This window comes from Burkholderia sp. GW821-FHT14F03 (assembly GCF_058803765.1).
On sequence record NZ_JBXAPG010000027.1, the window covers coordinates 1 to 3694 of the forward strand.

5 protein-coding genes are annotated in these 3694 nt (G+C 59.9%); 3 read left to right on the top strand and 2 right to left on the bottom strand.

The annotated features are described in order from the left end of the window. Together AC1RQF_RS19110 and AC1RQF_RS19115 are read right to left on the bottom strand one after the other, a co-directional pair. On the bottom strand, positions 1-173 hold a 173-nt coding region (locus tag AC1RQF_RS19110; RefSeq protein ID WP_492872756.1), incomplete at its 3' end, for an acyl-CoA dehydrogenase N-terminal domain-containing protein. Positions 174-336: 163 nt separating this feature from the next. Continuing rightward, the gene (locus AC1RQF_RS19115; protein WP_492872701.1) at positions 337-1341 is read right to left on the bottom strand and encodes an AraC family transcriptional regulator; all 1005 of its coding nucleotides are present in this window, start codon (positions 1339-1341) and stop codon (positions 337-339) included. Positions 1342-2154: 813 nt separating this feature from the next. On the opposite strand from AC1RQF_RS19115, the gene AC1RQF_RS19120 reads away from it, so the two are divergent. From AC1RQF_RS19120 to AC1RQF_RS19130, 3 genes are all read left to right on the top strand, one after another. Then, positions 2155-2367, top strand: coding sequence for a hypothetical protein (locus AC1RQF_RS19120; protein WP_273996957.1), 213 nt, complete (start codon positions 2155-2157; stop codon positions 2365-2367). Positions 2368-2426: 59 nt separating this feature from the next. After that, a complete protein-coding gene (locus tag AC1RQF_RS19125; RefSeq protein WP_273996958.1) occupies positions 2427-2861 on the top strand; it encodes a hypothetical protein in 435 nt (144 codons plus the stop codon). Positions 2862-2995: 134 nt separating this feature from the next. Further along, on the top strand, positions 2996-3694 hold a 699-nt coding region (locus AC1RQF_RS19130), incomplete at its 3' end, for an ESPR-type extended signal peptide-containing protein (protein ID WP_492872702.1).

Sequence of the window (3694 nt, forward strand, 5' to 3'; positions counted from 1 at the left end):
TCCACGTTCAGCGGCGCCAGCACCTCCCCGCAGAACTTCGCCGATTCCTCCAGCACCGCCCGCGCCGTCTCGAAACCGGCGTCCTCGAAGCCCGGCAGCCGCGCAACCGCGTCGAGGCCGGCCAATTCCTTCATCACGAACAGCATGTCCTTGACGGGGGCGCTATAGCTCATCTGGAACCTTCCAATATCACGGAGTAGGGGCGCGCGCCGGCCGTGGCCGGGCGCGAAGTTCGGGCTATCCTAGCCCAAAGCCGCTCCGGCGGGCTGTCCAAACCGGCCCTTCTAGTGACAAATCCGGCCAACGCGTCGCGCGCGACCTCGGTTCGCGCCCCTTTTAAGCGCGGTCGCGGTAGGTGCCCGGCGTGCTGCCGGTCCAGTGCCGGAACGCCCGGTGGAACGCGCTCGGATCGTCGAAGCCGAGGTCGCCCGCGATCGCGGCGATGGTGTCCTGCGTGTCGGTCAGGCGCTGGATCGCGACATCGCGCCGCAGTTCGTCCTTCAGCGATTGGAACGAGGTGTCTTCCGAGGCCAGCCGGCGGCACAGCGTGCGCACCGAGCAATGCAGGTGCCGCGACGCCGACTCGATGGTCGGCAGGTCGGGCAGCGTGCCCGCGAGATATTGGCGCACGCGGTGGCTGACGCGCTGCTCGCTGAACGATTCGAAGATCCAGTCGCCCGGCGCGCGCGCGAGGAACTGGCGCAGGTTGCGTTTGCTCTGGCGGATCGGCAGATCCAGGTAGGCCGCGCTGAAGCGCAGCAGCGTCGCGTCCGCGCCGAAGCGGACCGGGCACGAGAAGAAATAGCGGTGATCGTGCGCATGCGGGGGGCGTGCGCAGGCGAAATCGACCTGCAGCAGCGGAATGCGCTGCCCGATCAGCCAGGACGACACGCCGTGCGACAGCTTCAGCATCAGTTCCTGGCCCAGCGCGCCGGGCGGCCCGAAATCCGGGTGCGGGCGCAGTTCGACCTCGGCCACCAGGTCGTTGCGACGCGACACGAAGCGGAAATCGTCGAACACGATATGGAAGAACTGGCCGAAGCGGTGCAGCGCCGTGTCGAGGTTCGGCGCGTCGAGCAGGCTCAGGCACAGGAACTTGAGCGTACCACTGCGAAACGGGCGGCTGAAGATGCCGGGCATCTCGTCGTCGAGTTCGATCGCAAGCATCCGGTACAGCGTCGAGAACTGCTCCTCGGTCACGCGCGCGCCCGGCTCGCTCAGCAGTTCCGGCGGGATGCCCGCCTGCCTCAGGTAGCGCGTGATGACGTCGGGACGCGCGCCGGCGCCCGACAGGAAGCCGTTGACGAGGGAGATCGGGACAGTGGTGCCGGTCAGATGCATGCGAGGAAATGCGAACGGGACGGTCGCGCGGCGCGCGCGCCGCGTAGCGCGCATGATACTGCGGCGGGGCGGAATGCGGGGCGGACGGGCGTCGCATCGCCTATCCCCGCCCTCGCCTCTATTCCACCAACGGCGGCTGGCGCACGCAATCAGCCCGACATTCGGCACCCCATTTCAAACACGCTCCTGGGGCTGTCGTCGTATGCAGAAACAGACGATGGATGCGCCGCAAGCCGGCAAACGCGGCTTCGACGACAACAGCGGCGCCGGGAATTCCTGGTGTGTAAAGACGGGGGCATCATGTTGTCGTACCGTCGGCCGGCGCTTCCCAGGCGCTCATTCAACGCGCTCTTTTCATCCGTCTCATTCGTCTCGGTCTCTCGCCACGCCTCATCGGGAAGAGCGTATCGGCTTCCCCGAATCAAGCATGAATACTCATGCCTCCCCGAGATTCAGCCAAACAACACACTCAACAAGCACGCCGTGACCACATCCTCATAAAGATTTATTTTAAATACATCTTAAACACCCATACGATGAATACCGCTTCCCATCGAAATCGTCAGGTAATTGAGAAAAGTTAACACCAAACGATTGGTGAAAATTTTACTGGACAAAAGCAGATCCGTTGTATCAAATTCACACGAGAAATCCTTACGCGCCTTCCACTAAAAACTAGTGAGGATCACTATCTTCCACTGGCTGTTGGATTGAATAGCACCTTTGTTCAGGCCCGAAAATAATCTTAAAAACGGAAAATTCGACCTCGCGGAGTATTTTCTCAGGGAAATTTTTCCTGAGTACGATGGAGATATGAAGCTGATCGACAGCTACTCCGAGCAGTTTCGTAAGGAAGTCAGTGATGTCGACTCGCAACAAATCAGGACGTTAAATCAGTTGTCGGCTTCGAGCGCAGGCAGGACGGCAATCAGAATATCAAAATGCGCAATTTATTTCATCGCCACTCTTTTAATCGGCGAGCCCGATCTATCAATTTTCATAAAAACAGAAATCGGTTCACATTGAAATTGAGAATTGAGTTTTCCGGCTGAACGTGCTTCGACATTGACGAACAGTGGAGTGAGATGAATATGCCGAATTCAAATTCCAACCGCGTGGAAAAAGCATCCATGCTGGCTTCAGCGGACCAAATGGTGGTTCATCTATTTCGCGCCGCCCCCCTCGATCGCCTCGAAGACGTCGACACCTACGTCGGCGCAATTGAATCAATCGTCTTTGAGCTGCTGGCGCGACATGTCGACAGCGCAAGCCGCGGTGCGGCGCGATCCGCCTACAAGGCAGGCATCGCGGCTGGACTGTACGGCGTCAATCCCCCAGTGGATGGCGACGCCGGGGGGAAACGGATGGAAGACAGTCACTCCGGCGCCTTGCTGAAGACGATGGCACGTGCAGGTTGGAAACACGGCAGGGCAATCTGGGACGAGGCCGTATCGCGGCACGCTGATAAAAAACCCCCGACTTCGGACGACAGCAGCAGTTCGGGAAATCACGGAACGTAGAGCGCCCCTCTACTACTGATCGAATGATGAAACCGTCAAGCCGATGGGTATTTAATTAGTATTCCTTTAAGTAATTTTAACGACGCGAGAAATCCACGTCTATGCCGTGAGACCCCGCATGAGCCGATGAGGTGATGAAAATGAACAAGTCGTACCGGACGATCTGGAGTGAGACCCTCGGGGCTTGGGTGGCGGTCTCGGAACTCACGGCCGCGCGAGGAAAGCGCAGCGGGGGCGGCGGTGCAAAAGTAGTCGCCGGCGTGCTCCTTGCTGGCGCGTTCCAACTTGCACATGCGAGCACCATTGGCTTTACCCAAGCGGGGGATTCAGTCACTTGCAGCACGGGAGCTGCAACGAGCCTGACCGGCAGATCATTACCGGCAGAAACTGGTCCCGTTGATGGAAACGGAACATATTCCACTGTCGCTGGATGCAGCGCAAATGGGGGAGGGAGCAGTTTTACCAGCGTAACGTTATTCGGGGCGTACTCAAGTGCCTCGGGTAATGGCGCCTTGGCGCTCGGCTTCAACTCCTACGCGAGTACCGAGGCTGCGGCAGTGGGCTTTCAAGCCACCGCATCCGGCACGACCAGCAACGCGTTTGGTTTTAACGCTCTCGCATCGAACACCAATACTGTCGCCGTGGGCACCGGCGCCACGGCTAACAATATTCAATCAGTCGCCCTTGGGAGTTCCAGTACCGCGTCTGGCAGTGTTGCGACGGCCGTGGGCTGGGGCGCGATCGGCAGCGGGGACAGCGCAGTGGCGCTCGGCAATGTCGCTCTGGCAAGTGGCACAACGGCTATCGCCGAAGGCTATCTCGCGTCGGCAACG

Bases quoted from the DNA above. Each gene is read 5' to 3' on its own strand.
- AC1RQF_RS19115 (WP_492872701.1), bottom strand. From the start codon at position 1,341: ATGCATCTGACCGGCACCACTGTCCCGATCTCCCTCGTCAACGGCTTC.
- AC1RQF_RS19120 (WP_273996957.1), top strand. From the start codon at position 2,155: ATGAAGCTGATCGACAGCTACTCCGAGCAGTTTCGTAAGGAAGTCAGT.
- AC1RQF_RS19125 (WP_273996958.1), top strand. From the start codon at position 2,427: ATGAATATGCCGAATTCAAATTCCAACCGCGTGGAAAAAGCATCCATG.